Below are 17,001 nucleotides of genomic sequence, written 5' to 3'. Positions count from 1 at the left end.
CGATGAGGGTGAGGGGGCGGCGCGCGGTCTCAGACAAGGGAGAGCCCCGTTCCCGCGGCGACGCCGAGCGCGGCGGTGAGCGCGAAGGCCGCGAGCACGACGCCCGCAAGCGCCCAGTCTCGTGCGTCGAGCGCGACCGGTCGCCAGACCGTGCGCGGGCCGGCCCCGAGCCCCCTCGATTCGAGCGCCTGCGCGATCCGCTCGCCCGAACGGATCGAGACGACCAGCAGCGAGAACGCGGCCGAGCCGAACGACGCGATCCCCGTCCGAGGCATGCCGTCCCTAGCCAGGGGTGCGCGAACAGCCTGCGCGGCGCGAATGCTCTGCCACTCGCTCGGCAGCAGCTGCAGGAGCCGGAAGCCGGCAAGCAGGGCATAGGCGAAGCGCGGGCTGAGCCTGGCATGCTGCGTGAGGCTCGTCATGAGGTCGCGGGGCGGGGTGCTCGCCATGAACGCGATCGACAGCATGCCGATGACGGTCGTGCGGAGCGCGAGCGCGACGCCGATGGCGACGCCTTCCGAGGTCACCCGCACCGGGAACTCCGGGAAGAGCTCGGTGCCTGGCCTGCTGAGCGCGTTGACGGTGAGCAGGCCGACCCCGAAGGCGACGAAGGGAACGGATGCGGCCAGCAGTTGCACGGGCGACATCCTCGTCGTCGACAGCACCGCGACCACCGCGAGGAGCGTGAGCACCCCGAGGGTCAACGGGTTGAGCACGGCGAGGGTCGCGAGTGAGCAGACGAAGAGCACGGTGAGCTTCACCGTCGGGTTGCGGCGCTCAAGGTAGGGGCGCGCGCTCATGCGGGCACCCGGGTCGCGACGTCGTCGAGCTCGCGCAGGATGCGCCGTGCGTGCCCGGCAGGGAGGCGGCGCTCGACCAGCCAGTCGAGCAGGCCAGTTCGCTCGAGTCCCGCTGATTCGAGCAGGGCGTCGTCGCGGAGCAGCTCGAAGGGCGTCGTGTCGGCGAGGAGATAGCCGTCGCCGAGGACCAGCACGCGGTTGGCGTACGCCCACACGGCACGCAGCTCGTGGCTCGAGAACAGCACGCCGCAGCCCGAGGCCGCCGTGCGCTCGAGCTCCCGCATGGCGGCGATGCTCGAGCGCCGATCAAGGCCGAAGGCCGGCTCGTCGGCGAGCAGGAAGGGCCGCTCGTGCGCCAGCATGGCGGCGAGGCTGAGTCGCCGCTGCTGCCCGCCCGAGAGCCGGAACGGGCTGTGCTCGAGGTGGTCCACCAGGTCGAAACGGGTGGCGAGGTCGTCGACTCGGGCTGCGGCGCCTGCCCCGAGCCCGTGCCCGATCTCTCGCCGAACGGTTGTCTGCGCGAACTGGTGCTCCGGGTTCTGGAAGACGAGACCGGGGCGCGGGCCCTCGACGCGTCCGCTTCCCGGCCTCGCGAGTCCCGCGAGTGTGCGCAGCAGGCTCGACTTCCCGCATCCGTTGCGGCCGAGGAGCGCAACCAGCTCGCCCCCTCGGAGCCCGAAGCTCACGTCGCGCAGCACCGGCGCCGGATCTGCGGCAGAACGCCGTCGTCTCGGCGCACCTCCGGCGACGATGTCGAGATCGCGGGCGAAGAGGCTGGGGCCTCCGGGCTCGCGGGCATCGGCGCCATGGTCCTGGGGGTCATGGTCACCGGGTTGGCAGCCCGCGGTGCGGCCGCCCGCCAAGCGGACGGCACCCCGCCCGAGTGCAGCCACGGCCTGCGCGACGGCCGCGTTCTCGACGCCGCCCGCAGATCCAGTGAGCGCGGCGAGCTCTGCCTCCAGCGGCAGCCAGCAGCCGGCCTCCTGCAGCGCTGCGGCGTTCTCGAGCAGCACGCTCGCGGTCGGTCCATCGTGGGCGATGACGCCGCCCCGCCCGATTACCACCGTTCGAGCGGGCAGGCCGCCGATGCCGCGGGCTCCCGCATACTCGTCGAGTCGGTGCTCGACGAGCACGATCGTGGAGGCGCGGGCGGCAGCGGTGTCGACGGCCAGGCGGACGGATGCGATGCCCTCCGGGTCGAGCATCGAGGTCGGCTCGTCGAGGATAACGACCCGCGGCTCGGACACGAGCGCCGCCGCGAGGGCGACCCGCTGCGTCTCGCCGCCGGACAGCGTCGCCGACCGCCGCCCGACCAGCGAGGCGGCACCGACCAACTCAAGCGTGGCTTCCACGGCCGTCCCGATGGTGGAGGGCGGCCAGGCGTGGTTCTCGAGCGGGAAGGCGACCTCGTCGGCGACATCTGGCAGGCACACCGACGAACTCGGGTTCTGTGCCACGACGGACAGCATGCGCGAGATGGACGGCACGTCGGATTCCTGCGTGTCCGTGCCGCAGATTCGGATGCTGCCGCTGACCTGTGCGGGTACCGCGTGGGGGATGATCCCGCTGAGCGCCTGCAGCAGCGTCGACTTCCCCGACCCGGACGGCCCGATGACCAGCACATGCTCGCCCGGCTCGACGCGCAGGTCCACGGGGCCGAGCCCATCACCAGAGGAGTGGATGGCCTCGAAACGCACGGCCTCGATGTCGAGGGGTGTGAAGTCAGACCACACGGCGCACGGCCAAGGGCTTGGTGTCCTGCACGATCGCGAAGTTGTCGAGCACGCCGGTGCGCACCAGCGAGTCGACGATGAGTTTCGCGAGGAGCCCGCCGAGGATGATGCCGGAAGCCAACTGGATTCCGAAGCGCAGGAAGAGGATCTCCTGCCCGTACCAGCCGGAGCGGAACGCGGAGTAGAAGAACACGAGCCCCGCGCCTAGGGCGCCCGAGATCGCGTACCGCAGCCACCCGTACTTCTTGTACCTGCCGAGCGCGAACGGCAGTTCGCTGCCGATTCCCTGAATCGCGGCCGCGACGAACAACAGAGGGCCGACGGCCGACCCGAGGAAGACGACCTCGATGACGGAGGCCAGCACCTCGGCGATCACGCCGACGAATGGTCTGCGGATAATGGCGATCGCGATCGGGGCGACGAGGAGCCAGCCCCCGAACAGGAAATGCTGGGCGAGATCGCCTGCGGGCCCCATCGCGATGGAGAGCGCCGTCCAGGCCTGGACGAGCGCCCAGTACAGGAAGCCGAAGACCGTGCCGAGCACAACCATGAGGACGATGTCACGCAGCTTGAGGCTCATGCGTGCACCCCTGCCGTGGCCGCGGGTGCGTGGCTCGGGCTGTTGAGCGAGATCGTGAGGTGGCTCGTGACGTGCTGCACGTGAGCTCCCACTCCAGCCCACGCGACCGAAACGGTCTCGAGGATGCGTCCGAGATCTCCGCTGAGCTTCGTGACGAAGTGCTCTGACGCCACGAACGTTCCACTTACCTTCGCCGTCTCGATGGCGGCGTAGATCTCGCGCATGTGGTCGGGCGTCCGCTCACCCACGCCAGAATCCTCAAGCGGGTAGAGCGCCCACTCGGCGCTCGCGAAGCTCCCGGTGTGCCGACCGCGTGGAGCGTCCACTCGCCGAGGCCCTGCGCCGCCTGGCAGGTCGCACACCGCCTCGCCGGGGCAGCCGCGCGAGAGCAGCACCGAGACGGAGGCGTGCAGCCCCGTCTCGGCGACGTGCGCCGTGAGGTCGGTGAGCCAGCGAAGCAGCGCCTGCTCGTCGCCCCCTGCGTACGTGCTCACGTCACCCGTCTCGAGCACCAGGCCAGAGGAATCGGCGGCGTCGACCGCCGCGAGGATCACCTTGACGTAGCGGTCGGACATGACCGAGAGGGTGACTCGCGCCCCCACCCCGAATGCGAGTGGGTCTTGAGTGATGGATTCCATGTGCGTGCCTTCCGTCGGAGCGTGACGGCACGGGTGAGTTGACTCCCTTCGCTGGCATTACCCAGATCAGGTTCAACGGTCGGAGTTCGAGTACTCCCTCTCAGCCCGACTCATCGGGCTCCCGTGCACGGCCACACTGTAGCCCCGAAGGTGCGCGCGACTAGCCCGCTGCGCTCGTGAAGACGACGTGGTTGCCCTCGGGGTCGAGCACTTGAAGGATCTGGAAGTGAGTGGCGTCTTCGATGCCGCCGTGCTCGATCTTGGCGGTGTCCAGGCGCTTGGCGACGCCCTGGAGGTCGTCCTCGTTGAACGCCACCGTGGATTTACCGGACCTCGCCGGGTCCGCCCACAGCTGCACTCCGGCCTCCGGAGTGAAGTGCCACTCCAGAAGACCGGGCATCGGATTCTCGTCGGGTCCGCGCCCGAAGAGCCTGCCGTAATATTCCGTAGCCTGAGCCAGGTCTGACACGGTGATCTGCGCGAGTACGCCCTTGATAGCCATGTCGCCCAGCATGCGTGACGAGCGTGCGAGGATCCTCAGCGTTCGCTAGGCGAGCGCGTCCGAGAACCGCTCGAGATCGCCGGTTTGTACTCGACTGTGGAAGGGGAGGGCAATCACGGAGTCGGCCAGTGCCGACATCTCGGCCCGCCCGGCGCCGAAGAGCGGAGTCTGCGAGTAGCGCTGACCGTCCGCGCAGAGGGCTGGGAACCCTCTCGCGATGATGCCCCCGCTGGCGAGGCGCTGCAGAAGCTCGGCCTGCTCGGTCGGGTCGCACCTCAGCACCTCGGTGACGAGCCCCCGACGGCGGCCAGGTGCATGGCGTCGCACGCGCTGGCTCGCGTCTGTCCGCGCCTCGTAGGCCGCGCGCAGGGCACGTCGTGCATCCAGCTCGCTTCCGAGTCTCGTGAACTGCGCCAGCCCAACCGCGGCCGAGAGCTCCGGCAGCTTCGCGTTCCCTCCGCCCCCGGACTCGGCGGCACCTCCGAGTCCGAAGTTGCGGGCAATCCTGACCTTCTCCGCCAACTCGGGCGACTCACTCGCGACGAGCCCACCCTCGCCCGTGTGCAGGATCTTCGTGGCGTGCAGCGAGTACGCGGTCAGTGAGCCGCGGTGGGTGATGTCATCGAAGCCGAATGCGTGGGCCGCGTCGTACACGATCGGCAGGTCGCGCGATTCCCCGAGGGCGTCGAGTGCAGGGTCGGCCGCCAGCCCGAACAGGTGAACGGGGAGGACCGCAACCGTGCGCGGGCCGATCGCCTCTTCGACGGCGTCCGGGTGCAGGCAGAGGGTCGTCTCGTCGACTGCGGCGAACACGGGCTTCAGACCGGCGGCTTCGATCGCCAGCGACGTGGCTCGGAACGTCAAGGGCGTCGTGATCACTTCGCCGCCGGGAGTCAGATCGAGGGCGAGCAGCGCCGTCGTCAGTGCCGTCGTGCCGGAACTCGTCGCGACAGCGTGACGCCAGCCCAACTGCTTGCCCAGGCCCTGTTCCAGCTCGCGCACGAGCGGACCATCGTTGGTCCATCGGTGGCGATCCCAGATGCCTGCGGCAAGCTCGGCGAACAGCTGCGAGTCGGGGGTGAGCGGCTGGCCGAGCGTGACCGTCACGAGAGAGCCTCGCGCAACGGTCGTGCGCGGGGGCTGATGACGACGGCTCCCGGTGGCACGTCGCGGTCGACGACGGCTCCGACGCCGATGACCGCGCCGGTGCCGATGTTCAGCGGGCGGCTCGAGGTTCCGTTCTTGATGATGGCCCCCGCTCCGACGAAGACATCATCGCCGATGTTCACGTGCCCGAGCACGATGCTGCCTGCGGCGAACGTGCAGTATTCGCCCACCGTGACGTCGTGCGCGATGAGGTCGCCGAGCGCGAGGCTGGCGTTGCCGATGGTCGTCGCGAAGCCCACGCGTGTCGTCGAGCTCACGATCACTCCCTCGCCCAGGGCGGCTGCGGGATGCGAGAGGTGGGGGAGCCCGCGTGAACCGAGGATGGGGATTCCGAGTTTCCGGATACGCGTGAAGACGCTTCGGCGGTCACGCGGGTCGTGGATGGGGACGACGATGCCGACATCGCCCCACTCGGCGACCTCCTCGAGCGAGGAGACGGGATGGCCGTCAGCGTGGACCCGGCTCCCGAAACGGTCGGCGACGTACCCAGAGAAGCGCGGGGCTCCTTGGGACTGATGCACGAGGTCGAGCATGACCTGGACGCAGGTTCCGCTCGCACCGAAACACACCATGCGGGACGGGTTGGGGGAGTCGGAAATCACATACACTGCACCATGCTAGGTCCAATGTTTCAGAGGAGCGCGGGAGCATGGCCGTAGTGCGACGCGAGCAGCCCGCCCGACTCGATGCGAGCCGAGTGGACCCCCTCTTCGACGCGGAGTGGTATGGGGCCTCGTACCCGGATGTCGCAGCATCCACGATGCAAGGGTGGCTTCACTTCGCAGTCCATGGTGATGCCGAGGGGCGGGCACCTGGCCCCGGCTTCGATCCGAGCTTCTATCGCCGCACCTACATGCCGCTTGAAGGAGAGAATCCCCTCGCGTACTACTCGATCCACGGGCGCGACGAGGGGCACGCTCCGAGACGCCGCGACCTGAGTGCTGCCGAGAGCGCCGCGAAGATGCGCGAGGTGCTGGGCTCGGTGCGCAACCCGGTCCTCCTGGTCGGGAACGACGCGCAGCGCGCCGGGGCGCCGCTCCTTCTGCTTGGCGTAGCCTCGAGGCTTCGCCTGCAGGGGTGGTCGCCGATCTTCCTCTTGCAGCGGGCGGGGCCTCTGCTGAAACGCTTCACGTCGACCGGGCCCACGCTTATCGCCGATGAGGGCTGGAACCTCGCCTCGATGGGGAGCGAATTACCCAGGTGGACGCCGGTCCTGGGCAACACCGGGTGGGGTGCTCAGCTCGTCGCCGAGCTCGGCGTCTCGTCGCGGGCGCTCCTCCTCATCCATGAGATGCCCGCATACCTCATCGAGCACAACCTGATCGATGCGCTCGAGTCCGCCCACACGGTCGTGGCCTCGATGCCGTCGATGCAAGCGGGGCTCGCGCCAGCGCTCGCGAACGGGACGCACCTGCGGACGATCGTCCCGGGCCTGCATCCGCCTCAGGGAACACGCGCTGGGGACCGCATGGTGCGAGCCAAGCTCCGTAAAGAGTTCGGCGAGTCCAGCTTCGTCTTCCTCTCCGCCGGCTACGCCGATCACCGCAAGGGCTTCGACCTGTTCCTTAATGCGGCGGAGCTGATCGCGCAGCGCGAGCCGAGCGCCGTGTTCGTCTGGCTCGGGGAGATGAGCGCGTGGGCGAGCGCCCTCGCCGTAGCCGCCCAGAAAACCGGGCTGCGACTGTGCCTGCCGGGTTTCCAGGTGTCGCCCGCGGACTGGTACGCAGCGGCGGATGTCTACCTGCTGGCCTCACGACAGGATCCCGGGCCGACGACCGTCATGGACGCCGCGTGTGTCGGGGTGCCGTTCGTCGGGCTGGAGGCCGATATCGGTCTCCGCGATATCCATGAGGTCGTCGAGCGCACAGGGGAGTTCGTGCCGAACGAGGCGGCCCTCGCTCGTCGGGCCCTCGAGGTCGCGGGACGCGAGACCGCGCAGTCACGCAGGGCCAGAGGGGCCTTCGGGCGCGGCTATCGATCGTTCGAGGCGTACGTCGACGACGTCATCGAGGTCCTCGGCGAGGTCCGCGGCGAGACGATGAGACTGAGCCCTGCGCAGAAGGTGCTTGCTCGTGCGCAGCTCGCGACGGTGGGGGCCTTGCACAATCCCAGGCTTCGTGGACTGCTGCTGCGCGGATTCGCGCTGCCTGGACTCGTCCGGCGGCGTGCGAGGCGAGTGCTTCGCTCGGCGCCGGCGCCGACGCCGGCGCCTCGGCGGCAGCGGCTCGCATCCGTCGCCGTCGTGCAGGGTGAAGCTGCGGGAGGATCCGAGGCGACGGGGTCGGATCGTGACAGTGCGCGGCTGATCCGACCCGGCGACCGTGGCTGGTTCGCGGGGACCTCGCTGCTCAGTCACGCCGGAAGCGACCTCGACCTGCGCATCGTGCGCCAAGCGGGCCTGTCGCCGTGGCCACTGGTTCGAGACGTGGAGGATGCGGGTGCTCGCATCCAGCGGATGACGCAGTACGACGCGACCAGACCTCCCCGTTGGGTGCGCGAGCGCTCGCGGCCTCCGCGGCCCAGGAGAGCAGTCACCACCGGTCTTCCGCCCCGTGACGCCGTCTGGTTCGCTCCAGCGGAGCCCGTGAAATTGGCCCGCCCCGTCGGTGTATTCGTGCACGCCTACTATCTCGATATCGCAGTGGTGCTCGCGCAGCGGTTGGCGATGCTCGAGCATCCCATGAGCGTCTACGTCTCGACCGACACCGACGAGAAGGCCGCACAGCTTCGAGAGATCTTCCCCGAGGCGATCGTGCGAGTCTTCGCGAACCGTGGGACCGACGTGTATCCCAAGATCTACGGGTTCGCGGCCGAGCACGCTGACCATGACGTTGTGCTGCACCTCCACACGAAGCGATCCGCGCACAGCAGCCATCTGGCCAACTGGCTCCCGTTCCTGCTCGACTGCCTCCTGCCCTCCGTCGGCGGCGTGAACGCGATCCTCGGAGCCTTCGCCTCGACGCCGAGTCTCGGCATGGTGAGCCCCTCGCATTTCCCCTCGCTCGGGGCTGCGACGAACTGGGGCCCGAACCGCGCGATCGCGGAGGTCCTCACCTGGGGCCGCGGGTGGCCGAACCTGCCAGAGAACGGTCGTCTCATCTTTCCAGCCGGGTCGATGTTCTGGGCGCGCTCGAACGCGCTCGAGCCTCTGCAGCGTCTCGAGATCCCCCTGGCCGCGTTCGACGACGTCTACAGGCCGGACGGCACCGTCGCGCATGCCGTGGAGCGCCTGCTCGGGGTGTCGTGTGAAGCAGCCGGGCTCCAACAGCTTGTCGTCGGCCGGTCCGAAGGCAGCGGCGTGATCCGTCTCGAAGACCTGAGAAGGCAGCGAGCGTTCCGGGGCTGAGCCCGAACATGTCCCCGCGTTTCGACGCGTAACGGGGCGCGTCACGTGCCGTGGACCTGGCACTGGGCGCGGCCTAGCGTCGCCCCATGACAAACCCCACCCGCATTCATCTCGGCGTTGCGCTCGACGGCGCCGGTATCCACCCGGCGGCCTGGCGGGAGCCGAGCGCTCGCCCCGCTGAGCTCTTCACGCCCGAATACTGGGTGGGGCTCGTGCAGCTCGCAGAGCAGGGTCTTCTCGACTTCGCGACGATCGAGGACTCGCTTGCGCTGCAGAGCAGCGAGTTGCTCCGCGGCGACGAGCGGACCGACGAGGTCAGGGGTCGCCTGGATGCGCTCCTCATCGCATCCAGGGTCGCACCCGTCACGGAGCACATCGGCCTCATCCCGACGGTCACGACGACGCACACGGAGCCCTTCCACGTCTCGAAAGCCGTCGCGACGCTCGATTACACGAGCTTGGGGCGTGCGGGCTGGCAGGCCAGGGTCTCGCCGGGTGCCGAGTATTCGCACTTCGGGCGCAGGGACGCGCCCCTCATCGGTGAGCTGTTCGCCGAGGCCAACGACTTCGTCGAGGTGGTGCGCAGGCTCTGGGACAGCTGGGAGGACGACGCGGAGATCCGCGATGCGTCCACCGATAGGTACCTCGATGCCGCCAAGGTGCACCGAGTCGAGTTCGAGGGCAGGTGGTTCAGCGTTCGTGGCCCATCGATCACGCCACGTCCCCCGCAGGGACAGCCCGTCGTCGCGGCCCTCGGCCACGCCGAGGTGCCATACGAGTTCGCGGCGGCAAGCGCGGACCTGCTGTTCGTGACCCCCACCGACGTCGCCTCGGCAGTGAGCATCCTGAGCGAGGTCCGCGCCGCCGAGAAGAGGGTCGAACGCGCGGGCGAGCTCTCGGTCTACGTCGACCTCGCCGTGTTCCTCGACGGGCCGGAGGAGACCGGCGTGGCTCGTCTTGCCCGCCTCAACGCGAAGGGTCGGGCTCTGGGTCAGCCGCCTGCCGTCTTCGCGGGTTCCGCCGCTGAGCTCGTGGAGCACTTCGAGACGCTCTCGGCCCTCGGCTACGACGGCTTCCGCCTGTACCCCGGGGTCGTGACGGATGACCTGCCGCGCATCGTCGCTGACGTGGTGCCGCTCCTCCAGCAGAAGGGGCTGTTCCGCGAGAGCTACGGAGAGCGCTCCCTGCGCGGCCTCCTCGGGCTGCCGACAACCGTCCCCAACCGCTACGCCGCCGTCTGAGCGCCAGCGTCGATCAGGAGAGCACAGTGACCAAGAAGCAGATTATCCTCGCCGCCTATGTCGGCGGCGTCAACGAGCACACCCTCTGGGAGCACCCGGATGCGGGCAGCCAGATCGAGTTCTCGACGTTCAAGCACGTGGCGCAGAAGGCGGAGGCCGGGAAGTTCGACTACTTCTTCCTTGCAGAAGGTCTCGCGCTGCGCTCGCGGCGAGGCGAGATCTTCGACCATGACATCTCGGGGCGTCCCGACACGATCCCCGTGCTCGCCGCGATCGCAGCCGTCACGGAGCACATCGGGCTTGTCGGCACCATCAACGCCACCTTCAACGAACCGTACGAGCTCGCGCGTCAGTTCGCGAGCCTCGACCACCTGTCCGGCGGCCGCGCCGGCTGGAACGTGGTGACGTCGTTCGACGCGTTCACGGGCGCGAACTTCCGCCGCGGCGGATTCCTGCCGCACGCCGAGCGCTACGAGCGTGCCGAGCAGACGGTCGACACGGTTCGCGAGCTCTGGGACTCCTGGTCGGCGGATGCGATCGTCGCGAACAAGGAGACCGGTCAGTTCCTCGACTCGGCTGACGAAGGACGCTTCGACGTCGAGACGAGCCAGTTCGACATCAGCGGCCGATTCACCGTACCGCGGAGCCCACAGGGGCGGCCCATCATCGTGCAGGCTGGCATCTCACCGCAGGGGCGGGATTTCGCGGCCGCCAACGCGGACGTCATCTTCTCGCCGTACTCGCGCCTCGAGGAGGCCCGCGACTTCTACGCAGACGTCAAGCGTCGAGTCGAAGGTTTCGGCCGCAATCGCGACGACCTGAAGATCTTGCCGCAGTCGAGCTTCGTGTTGGGCGACACCCGCGATGAGGCGCAGGAGAAGGCCCGCTGGGTGACCGAGCAGCAGCTCAGCGCTCGCACCATCCAGGTTCGGCTCGAGCAGGTGTGGAATCGCGACTTCTCGGAGATCGACTTCGACGGCCCGCTCCCCGACTTCGACCCGGACGGCGAGAGCGCGCCGATCATCGAGGGCCGCGCGTTCACCTACGGCGACCGGTTGGCGACCGTCCGCAGGTGGCGCGAGAAGGCGAACGAGAACGGGTGGAGCATCCGCGAGTTCGCGCGCAAGGAGCTCGCCGGCGTGCGCTACGTCGGCACGGCCGCCCAGGTCGCCGAGGAGATCGACGAGTTCGTGCAGAACGACGGCTCCGATGGGCTGGTCATCGGCTCGCACCTCACGCCAGGCGGCATCGACGAGTTCGTCGACCATGTGGTCCCGATTCTCCAGGAGCGCGGCTCGCTTCGCGAGGAGTACACGGGAACGACTCTGCGCGACAACCTCGGCATCCCGGTGCCGGGGCGAGGAACGCGGGCGCCGAGCGCGTTCGCGGTCTAGCTGCGTCGAAGCGACGCGAGGCGCACGAGCTCCGCGAAGAGTGGGCTCTGCGCCTCGACGTCGTCGAACGATCCTGTTGCGACGACGCGGCCCCCATCGAGGACCACAAACTGATCCACGTCGCGGATGGTCGACAGCCGGTGCGCGACAACAACCACCGTGATGTCGCCGTGCAGCGCGGTGATGGTCTCTGTGATGCGCTGCTCGGTGATGTTGTCGAGGGCGCTTGTCGCCTCGTCGAGCACCAGCAGCCGCGGGCGTCGGTACAGGGCGCGCGCGATCCCCACGCGCTGTCGTTGCCCGCCGGAGATCCTCGCACCGCGGTCGCCCACCACCAGATCCAGACCGTCAGCGCTGGCTGACACGAGGTCGTCGAGCTGGGCTCGGCGGACGACGTCGGCGAGGAGGTCCTCGTCGATGGCCTCGTCTGGGACATCGAAGACGATGTTCTTCCGGAGCGTGTCGTTCAGGAGGAACACCTCCTGCGGCACGACGGCAACGTCGGCCCGCCAGTCACCGATCGACGTCCAGATGTCGAGCCCTCCCGAGGTGAGCAGTCCAGCGCCCGCCCGCTGGAGTCCCAGGACGAGGTCGACGAGCGTGCTCTTCCCAGAGCCAGATGGTCCGACCAGAGCGACACTCGAACCGCGCGGCACCCTCAGCGCAACACCCTTCAGCACCTGGATGTCCGGCGCATCCGCGTACGCGAAGCTCACCCCGTCGATGTTCAGGTCGCCCGCGAAGCTCACCTCCCCGAGCGGGGGCACGTGCTCGTCCAGCTCATCGAGCTCGTCGTATTCCTCGAGGAGCGCCTCGACGCCGGGCCAGGAGGCCTTGAGCGCCCCGGCCGAGCCGAGCAGGCGGACGGCGCTCGGCAGCATCCGCACGCCAGCGACGCCGAACGTCGCGAGCGCGACCAGGGAGGCGCCACTGCCGCCCGTCGTCAAGAACAGCACGACCGCTGCCCCCGCGAGCACAAACACGAACACGATCTCGAAGACGTGCTTCGGCAGCTCGGCGAGGAAGCCCAGCTGACGCTGCGCATCCACTGATCGACTGTTGGCACGCTCGAACTCGTCGACGAACGGGCCCGCGTTGTCTCGGAGCTTGACTTCCTGGGCGCCTCCGTAGGCTTGCAGCGTCGCGGCCCCAGAGGCCTGTGACAGTTGGATGCTCAGGCGCCCGAGACGCTCCTGGCGTGCTCGCACGACCCGTTGGAAGACGAAGCCGAGGATCGCGATGAGAGCAAATGAGGCGATCGCCAGGACCGGCTGGATGATCATGACGGCGACAGCGAGCATGAGCAGCGACAGCACTTCGGCGATGATCCCGAGCACCGTCGAGATGGCTCTGAACGCCATCCCGACGACCGTGCCGAGGACATTCGACAGCTCCGCGTAGCCGCGGCGGCGGTGCATCGAGTAGGGCGCGAGCAAGTGTCGGCGCATGAGGTTTGAGGCGACCCGGACGTGCTCGTGCGCGAGGACTCCTGACGCCCACCAGCGAAATACGAGACCGAAGACGGCCTTGAGGATGAACGCGCCGGCGAGCAGCCCCGCGGCCGCGAGCATGTAGTTCGGGCTCGAGGTGGGGGGAAGCAGCGGGTCGAGGAGCTTGGCCCCAGCGATCGTCGCGGACATGTCGCCGCTGAGCGCAGACATGAGCGGCACCATGGCGAGCACCCCGACCAGGTCCAGCACCGAGGCGAACGTGGTGCCGAGCACCAGCAGGATCAGCTTGCGCCTCGTCGAGACCGAGAAGACCTCGAAGAGCATCCGACGCAGTTCCTGGATCTGGCGGGGCTTTGAGGTCATCGGCGCATCACGAGCCTAGCCAACCACGATTCACATCGTCGCGCTGGTCTCGGGCCGTGCTCGATTCTCCGGGTAGGTCTCGCGCAGGATCCGGCCAAGGTACGCCGCGATCGCGCCAGGGCCAGAGCCTTCGGCGGCGCGCTCCACGTCGGCGTTGTAGTTCGTGTTCGTGTTGATGTCGTAGACCACCTGGCGACCTTCCTCGGTCTCGATGAACTCGATGCCCGCGATCTCCAGCCCGATGTCCTTCGTGAAGGCGACGAGGCGTTCGACGAGGTCGTCGTGGCCGCCCTGTCGGAGCGAGAAGATCGAGGTGCCGGGTTCCGGCGCGAGCTCCGCGCCTGGGGGGACGACGGGGCGGCCTGTGTCGGGGTCGATCGCGCACGCATCCGCGGGGCAGAGCTGGAAGCCGCCGTGGATGGTGTCAGCCGCGATCGAGTAGATGTGCTCGCCGCCGACGATCTCGACGCGCGTGATGAACCCGCCAGCTGGCCGCAGGTACTCCTGCAGGAGCGTGATGCCGTCGAGCGGCTCCTCGAACTCGGGGGAGTCGAGGTAGGCCTCGAAGTCTGCGAAGTCGTCGAAGCGGCGCACGCCGAGGCCCTTGCCGCCCTGGTTGTGCTTCGTGATGAACGGCGTAGGGAACTCGCGCGCCGCATCCCGCAGCCCCTGCTTGCCGATGACGGCAAGCGTGCGCGGGGTGTCGATGCCTGCCCGGCGGAGCAGCGTCAGCTGATCGACCTTGCTGACCTCGAGCTCGATGGCGCGGCGGCCGTTGACGGTACGGCGCCCTGCGGCCTCCACCCAGTTCAGTACAGAGCGCGCGTAGTCCTTGGAGAGCGCGTGGTCGCGGGTGTGCGACGAGGCGCTGATGCGCGACCAGAAGATGCCCTCAGGCGGGAGCGCGTCGATGTCGAGCACACCCTCGATGAGTCGCCACTCGACGACTGGAACGCCTGCGGCTTCGAACGCTGCCTGGAAGGGCGGCCACCACTCCGGGTTCTCGTGCAGGGCGTACACGACGGGGGTGGATGCCTGGGGCTGCGAGGAGCTGGGCTGCGAGGGGATGGGTGTGCTCAAGAGAAGAACCCTTCGACGTCGAGTGCGCCGCCGGCCGCGTCGAAGTCGGCGCGGGCGGCAGCTCGGAGGTTGGAGTCAGCAAGGAAGTCGGCGGCCACGAGTGCGAGGCCAGAGCTCGCGTCGGCGATGGCGGTGCTCGCCGCGTCGCTTGTCGCGTACTCGGCGAACTCGCGCGTGTGCAAGCTCACGTCAGGCGGGCTGATCGCGATGACCGGGTGGATGCCGGGCACGCGCACGCTGACGTTGCCGAAGTCGGTGGATGCGGCGAGGTGCGCCGGCACGGACGCCTTCGTCAGCACACGACGGCCCCTGGACTCCTGGTGCACGGCCCATCGTTCGGAGAGCGGTGTGTTGTAGCGCAGCGGCATCGTGAACGGAAGCGGGTCCCACTCGACCTCGACTCCCGTGCCGGTGGCGAGGGCGATGCCGTTGGCGATGTCCTCGAGGCGGAGGCTCAGCTCTTTGAGGGTCTCCGCCGCGTTCGAGCGCACGTAGTATTCCAGTTCCGCGAACTCCGGTACGACGTTGGGGCGTTGACCGCCGTTGACGATGACGCCGTGGATGCGGTCGCCCGGGTAGAGGTGCTGCCGCAGCAGGCCCGTGGCCTGATAGTTCAGGTTCGCCGCGTCGAGCGCGTTGCGGCCCTGGAACGGTGACGCCGAGGCGTGCGCGGGCACCCCGTAGTAGCGCACGCGCAGGATGCGCCGCCCGATGAAGGGCTGGTCGGTCACGTCGTAGCCGAACGGGTGGATCATGACGGCGGCATCGACGCCCTCGAAGGCGCCGGCCCTTGCCATGATTTCCTTGCCGTTCCCGCCTTCCTCTGCGGGGGTGCCGTAGAGGAGGACGCGACCTGCTGGAAGCTGCCGCGTGCGGTTCGCCTCGACAAGCGAGAGGAAGGCGCCCACTGCCGAGGCGGCGATGATGTTGTGCCCGCAGCCGTGCCCGACACCGGGCAGGGCGTCGTACTCGGCGAGGATCGCGACGGTCGGCGCATCCGGTGCTGCCTCTCCGACGACAAGCTCGGCGACCAGGGCGGTGTCGAGCCCAAAGGCGCCCACCTGGGCCGTGATGCCGTGCTCGGCGAGGAGCTCGGCGATGTCGGCGACGCTCTGCGTCTCCTCGAAACCCTCCTCGGCGTACTCGAAGATGCGGTGCGACAGCTCGACGAGTTCAGGCTGCAGGGAATCGGAGGCCGCACGGATCGCGGCGGCGTCATCGCCGGATGCCCCGTCATGAGCTGAGGTGATCCGTGGCGCGGCAGCGGCTGCGATGGCAGTCTCGGCAGCGACGAGGTCCAGGTAGGTGCTGCTCGGGGTCGTGGGGGATGCGCCCACCCTGATCCCGCGGGTTGCCCTGGACTCTCGGGGTGCGCTGGTCGGGTCTGCTGCTTCGCTCACGTGGTGTGCTCCTTGCCGCCGGCGGCCCCGGGCGGGCCGTCTGCATCCATCGTGCCTTGAATCTCGGGGAGCGTGCGGGGGCGTGTCGGGGTTGCCGTCGTGGGCCGTAACGTGAAGCTCCATTACAGTGGCAGCGTGATGTTCATCGTGGGTGCCGTGCTGCTCGGGCTCAGCCTCGGGCTCACGACCTGGGCGCACTTCCTTGTCGGCAGGGCGGGCGCCGGACGACGGCTCCCGATCTTCAAGGACCCGCCTGGCACCCCGAAACTCGCGAGCTGGCTGCGGATGGGCGGGGCGCTCCTGGCGGTCGTCGCCGCGGGGCAGCTCTGGCACGTCATCGGGCTGTTCGCGCTGCTGCCAGTCGCCCTCGTGCTGTTTGTGCCCGGTCTCATCGCGCACACGCGGCACGAGCGTACGCTTCGCTCATGAGCAACGAAGCTACAGTCCTGTCCGCTGACTCCGCAGGCGTGGACGTCTCCGCAACGCCGATCGGAACCGGGGGCTGCGTCGAGTGCGATGCCGCCCAGGGGTGGTGGGTGCACCTCAGGCGATGCGCGGCGTGCGGGCACATCGGATGCTGCGACTCGTCACCCGCGCAGCACGCGACGGCGCACTACCGCGAGACGGGCCACCGCTACATGCAATCCTTCGAGCCAGGGGAGAGCTGGTACTGGGACTTCACCGGCGAGGTGTCGCTCGACGGGCCAGAGCTCGCCGCCCCGACCTCCAAGCCCGACGACGTGGCAACACCAGGACCCGCCGACCGCCTCCCGTCTGACTGGCGTCAGCACATCCACCAGTAGGGGAGTCATCGCCCTAGCGTGCGTTGACGAGCACTGTCAGCGGCCCCGTGGTCAGTCGATTCAGGAACCGCGAGCCCAGCCTGGTGCGCTGGCTCGGCCCTCGACGCCTGCGGTTGTAGGCGGCGAGACCGGCTTCGAGGTCGCGGACAAGCGTGAGCTCGGCACCGAGAGTCGCGGCGTCGATGAGTGACTCACAGGCTCCGCGCCCCAGGTTCGGCGCCATCGCGTGGGCCGCATCACCGACGAGCGCCACACCCGGGCGAACGAAGCTACTGAGTCGAGGCACGTCGTACAGGGGCCTGGCGTCGATCGACTGCGCCGCGACCTGAGCGAGAACCTCCTTGACAGCTGGGTGCCAGTCTCCAGAGAGGTGATGCAGATTCTCGACGTGGCGGTCTGGCTCCGAGTTCGGCGGCAACTGGGCCGATCGGGCGCAGGCGAACCAGTTCGTGTAGCCGGGAGAGTGCGGGGTGACACCGTTCCGGGGTAGGCGTTCTCGGATG

The 17,001-nt window shown here is 68.8% G+C and carries 16 protein-coding genes and 1 riboswitch; of the genes, 5 read left to right on the top strand and 11 right to left on the bottom strand.

What is annotated here, in order from left to right:
* Positions 1-29 precede the first annotated feature (29 nt).
* From C5B85_RS12330 to C5B85_RS12300, 7 genes are all read right to left on the bottom strand, one after another.
* Positions 30-800, bottom strand: a complete 771-nt coding sequence (locus C5B85_RS12330) for an energy-coupling factor transporter transmembrane protein EcfT (RefSeq protein WP_104286301.1) — start codon at positions 798-800, stop codon at positions 30-32.
* Positions 797-2,533, bottom strand: a complete 1,737-nt coding sequence (locus tag C5B85_RS12325) for an ABC transporter ATP-binding protein (protein ID WP_104286300.1) — start codon at positions 2,531-2,533, stop codon at positions 797-799. Before C5B85_RS12325 ends, C5B85_RS12330 begins: the two co-directional genes overlap by 4 nt.
* A complete protein-coding gene (locus tag C5B85_RS12320) occupies positions 2,523-3,113 on the bottom strand; it encodes an ECF transporter S component (protein ID WP_104286299.1) in 591 nt (196 codons plus the stop codon). The genes C5B85_RS12325 and C5B85_RS12320 overlap by 11 nt, the downstream gene beginning before the upstream one ends.
* Positions 3,110-3,751: a YkoF family thiamine/hydroxymethylpyrimidine-binding protein gene (locus C5B85_RS12315; RefSeq protein WP_104286298.1), complete on the bottom strand. Its 642-nt coding sequence runs from the start codon at positions 3,749-3,751 to the stop codon at positions 3,110-3,112. Before C5B85_RS12315 ends, C5B85_RS12320 begins: the two co-directional genes overlap by 4 nt.
* 25 nt (positions 3,752-3,776) lie before the next feature.
* Positions 3,777-3,886: riboswitch (TPP riboswitch) on the bottom strand.
* A 25-nt stretch (positions 3,887-3,911) separates the two neighbouring features.
* Positions 3,912-4,253: a VOC family protein gene (locus C5B85_RS12310; protein ID WP_104286342.1), complete on the bottom strand. Its 342-nt coding sequence runs from the start codon at positions 4,251-4,253 to the stop codon at positions 3,912-3,914.
* 45 nt (positions 4,254-4,298) lie between these two features.
* A complete protein-coding gene (locus C5B85_RS12305; RefSeq protein ID WP_104286297.1) occupies positions 4,299-5,360 on the bottom strand; it encodes a DegT/DnrJ/EryC1/StrS aminotransferase family protein in 1,062 nt (353 codons plus the stop codon).
* Positions 5,357-6,028 (bottom strand): hypothetical protein, encoded by a 672-nt coding sequence (locus C5B85_RS12300; protein ID WP_104286296.1) that lies wholly within the window; start codon positions 6,026-6,028, stop codon positions 5,357-5,359. Before C5B85_RS12300 ends, C5B85_RS12305 begins: the two co-directional genes overlap by 4 nt.
* Before the next feature lie 41 nt (positions 6,029-6,069).
* Here C5B85_RS12300 and C5B85_RS12295 point away from each other — a divergent pair, with 41 nt between their 5' ends.
* The 3 genes from C5B85_RS12295 to C5B85_RS12285 all read left to right on the top strand — a co-directional run bounded on the left by C5B85_RS12295 (position 6,070) and on the right by C5B85_RS12285 (position 11,401).
* Positions 6,070-8,766, top strand: coding sequence for a rhamnan synthesis F family protein (locus C5B85_RS12295; RefSeq protein ID WP_104286295.1), 2,697 nt, complete (start codon positions 6,070-6,072; stop codon positions 8,764-8,766).
* Between the two features lie 86 nt (positions 8,767-8,852).
* Positions 8,853-10,007, top strand: coding sequence for an LLM class flavin-dependent oxidoreductase (locus C5B85_RS12290; RefSeq protein ID WP_104286294.1), 1,155 nt, complete (start codon positions 8,853-8,855; stop codon positions 10,005-10,007).
* A 26-nt stretch (positions 10,008-10,033) separates the two neighbouring features.
* Entirely contained in the window at positions 10,034-11,401 is a 1,368-nt protein-coding gene (locus C5B85_RS12285; RefSeq protein ID WP_219819404.1) for an NtaA/DmoA family FMN-dependent monooxygenase, read from the top strand.
* Here C5B85_RS12285 and C5B85_RS12280 read toward each other — a convergent pair.
* Genes C5B85_RS12280 through C5B85_RS12270 form a run of 3 tightly spaced genes read right to left on the bottom strand, consistent with a single transcriptional unit; the run spans position 11,398 to position 15,695 of the window.
* Positions 11,398-13,215: an ABC transporter ATP-binding protein gene (locus C5B85_RS12280; protein WP_104286292.1), complete on the bottom strand. Its 1,818-nt coding sequence runs from the start codon at positions 13,213-13,215 to the stop codon at positions 11,398-11,400. The genes C5B85_RS12285 and C5B85_RS12280 overlap by 4 nt on opposite strands.
* Positions 13,216-13,245: 30 nt before the next feature.
* Positions 13,246-14,295 (bottom strand): RimK family alpha-L-glutamate ligase, encoded by a 1,050-nt coding sequence (locus C5B85_RS12275; protein WP_258070760.1) that lies wholly within the window; start codon positions 14,293-14,295, stop codon positions 13,246-13,248.
* Positions 14,292-15,695, bottom strand: a complete 1,404-nt coding sequence (locus tag C5B85_RS12270; RefSeq protein WP_258070759.1) for a M20 family metallopeptidase — start codon at positions 15,693-15,695, stop codon at positions 14,292-14,294. The genes C5B85_RS12275 and C5B85_RS12270 overlap by 4 nt, the downstream gene beginning before the upstream one ends.
* A gap of 135 nt (positions 15,696-15,830) precedes the next feature.
* On the opposite strand from C5B85_RS12270, the gene C5B85_RS12265 reads away from it, so the two are divergent.
* Both C5B85_RS12265 and C5B85_RS12260 read left to right on the top strand, forming a co-directional pair.
* A complete protein-coding gene (locus C5B85_RS12265; RefSeq protein ID WP_146077945.1) occupies positions 15,831-16,124 on the top strand; it encodes a hypothetical protein in 294 nt (97 codons plus the stop codon).
* The gene (locus C5B85_RS12260; RefSeq protein WP_104286289.1) at positions 16,121-16,498 is read left to right on the top strand and encodes a UBP-type zinc finger domain-containing protein; all 378 of its coding nucleotides are present in this window, start codon (positions 16,121-16,123) and stop codon (positions 16,496-16,498) included. Before C5B85_RS12265 ends, C5B85_RS12260 begins: the two co-directional genes overlap by 4 nt.
* A 13-nt stretch (positions 16,499-16,511) precedes the next feature.
* Here C5B85_RS12260 and C5B85_RS19575 read toward each other — a convergent pair whose 3' ends face one another.
* The gene (locus C5B85_RS19575) at positions 16,512-16,916 is read right to left on the bottom strand and encodes an NAD(P)/FAD-dependent oxidoreductase (protein WP_104286288.1); all 405 of its coding nucleotides are present in this window, start codon (positions 16,914-16,916) and stop codon (positions 16,512-16,514) included.
* Between the last annotated feature and the right edge of the window lie 85 nt (positions 16,917-17,001).

Source organism: Pseudoclavibacter sp. AY1F1 (assembly GCF_002931075.1).
Lineage (GTDB): Bacteria > Actinomycetota > Actinomycetes > Actinomycetales > Microbacteriaceae > Pseudoclavibacter.
The sequence above is the reverse complement of the archived record's forward strand: the minus strand, read 5'-3'. Positions and strand labels throughout refer to the sequence as shown.

What these genes read in the sequence shown, in the direction of transcription:
- C5B85_RS12330 (WP_104286301.1), bottom strand. Translation starts at nt 800, where the DNA reads ATGAGCGCGCGCCCCTACCTTGAGCGCCGCAACCCGACGGTGAAGCTC.
- C5B85_RS12320 (WP_104286299.1), bottom strand. Translation starts at nt 3,113, where the DNA reads ATGAGCCTCAAGCTGCGTGACATCGTCCTCATGGTTGTGCTCGGCACG.
- C5B85_RS12315 (WP_104286298.1), bottom strand. Translation starts at nt 3,751, where the DNA reads ATGGAATCCATCACTCAAGACCCACTCGCATTCGGGGTGGGGGCGCGA.
- C5B85_RS12310 (WP_104286342.1), bottom strand. Translation starts at nt 4,253, where the DNA reads ATGGCTATCAAGGGCGTACTCGCGCAGATCACCGTGTCAGACCTGGCT.
- C5B85_RS12295 (WP_104286295.1), top strand. Translation starts at nt 6,070, where the DNA reads ATGGCCGTAGTGCGACGCGAGCAGCCCGCCCGACTCGATGCGAGCCGA.
- C5B85_RS12290 (WP_104286294.1), top strand. Translation starts at nt 8,853, where the DNA reads ATGACAAACCCCACCCGCATTCATCTCGGCGTTGCGCTCGACGGCGCC.
- C5B85_RS12280 (WP_104286292.1), bottom strand. Translation starts at nt 13,215, where the DNA reads ATGACCTCAAAGCCCCGCCAGATCCAGGAACTGCGTCGGATGCTCTTC.
- C5B85_RS12260 (WP_104286289.1), top strand. Translation starts at nt 16,121, where the DNA reads ATGAGCAACGAAGCTACAGTCCTGTCCGCTGACTCCGCAGGCGTGGAC.